Raw genomic sequence first — 1,475 nt, 5'->3', positions numbered from 1 at the left:
ATGCCACGCCCTGGGCAGGTCAAGCCGGAGACGGATGAGCGGTTGTCGGACCGGATCGCGGTCGGGCTGCTGACGCGTACGTTTCCGCCGGAGCTTGTGGACCGGGTAGTCGCCGAGTGCGGTCGCTCGGGACAGCGCACCCGGCTGCTGCCGCCGCGGGTGGTGGTCTACTTCGTGCTGGCGATGTGCCTGTTCTCCGGCCAGGGCTACGAGGAGGTCGCGCGGCTGCTCACACAGGGCCTGACCTGGGCAAAGCGATGGTCGGGCTCGTGGCAGGTGCCGAGTACGGCGGCGATCTCGCGGGCACGGGTGAAGCTGGGCCCGGAACCACTGAAGGCACTGTTCACCGAGGTTGCCCGCCCGTTGGCGACCGGGGAGACCCAGGGCGCCCGGTACGGGCGATGGAGGCTCGTGGCGATCGACGGCACGGTCTTCGACGCACCCGACAGCGAGGCGAACGCCGCGCACTTCGGGCGGCCGAAGACCCATCGCACCGAGCGGTGCGCGTATCCGCAGGTACGGATGGTGGCGCTGGCCGAGTGCGGCACCCACGCCATCACCGCCGCCGTCCTGGGGCCGCTGTCATCATCCGAACCGGCCCTGGCCCGCGGCCTGTTCAGCCATCTCGGCGAGAACGATCTCCTGCTGGCCGACCGCGGGTTCAGCGGTCTGGATCTGTGGCGGGCCGCCTCGGCCGGCGGCGCGGACCTGTTGTGGCGGATCCGCTCCCACCAAGTGTTGCCGGTCCTCAAGGAACTTCCCGACGGCTCGTACCTGTCGGAGATCGTCGCCGCGAAGGACCACCGTAAACGCGCCGACCCCACGACCGTGCGGGTCGTCGAGTACACCCTGCAAGGCCCCGGATTCCCCAAGCAGGATGCCCCCTACCGGCTGATCACCACCGTCCTCGAACCCGAGGCCGCACCCGCCACCGACCTGGCCGCCCTCTACCACGAGCGATGGGAGATCGAGACCGCACTGGACGAGCTGAAGACCCACCAGCGCGGACCCGCCCAGGTCCTTCGGTCCCGCTCACCCGACGGCGTCGAGCAGGAGATCTGGGGACACCTGCTGGTCCACTACGCTATCCGCAGCCTGATGCACGACACCGCGGACGCCGCCCAGCTCGACACCGACCGGCTCTCCTTCACCCGCAGCATCCGCCTCGCTCGCCGCCAGGTCACCGCGCAGGCGGCCTTTTCCCCCTGACCACCTGGCCACAGCCCTCACAGAGGGCCTGCGGGAGATAGCCCGACACCTGCTGCCCCTCCGCCGCAGGCGCTATAACCCCCGCGTCGTCAAACGCAAGATGTCGAACTTCGGCGTCAAACGCGACGAACACCGAAGCCGTCCCCAGCCCGACAGGAGCCCGGCCGAGGCCGTGGCCATCGCCCCACACTGGCGCACAGCCTCGATCAACCCACCGACCAAGGTCCCCCGAAGCTGGGACTCAACCCCTTAAGTCACTGGTATTG

General features: G+C 69.4%; 1 protein-coding gene. It reads left to right on the top strand.

Going from position 1 to position 1,475, the window contains the following annotated elements; genetic code table 11:
• Positions 1–1,209 (top strand): IS4 family transposase (locus ACFW22_RS35850; protein ID WP_386412987.1); only part of this gene is annotated, 1,209 nt, incomplete at its 5' end.
• Positions 1,210–1,475: the final 266 nt, after the last annotated feature.

It is taken from the genome of Streptomyces sp. NPDC058872 (assembly GCF_042743065.1).
GTDB lineage: Bacteria > Actinomycetota > Actinomycetes > Streptomycetales > Streptomycetaceae > Streptomyces.
The sequence above is the reverse complement of the archived record's forward strand: the minus strand, read 5'-3'. Positions and strand labels throughout refer to the sequence as shown.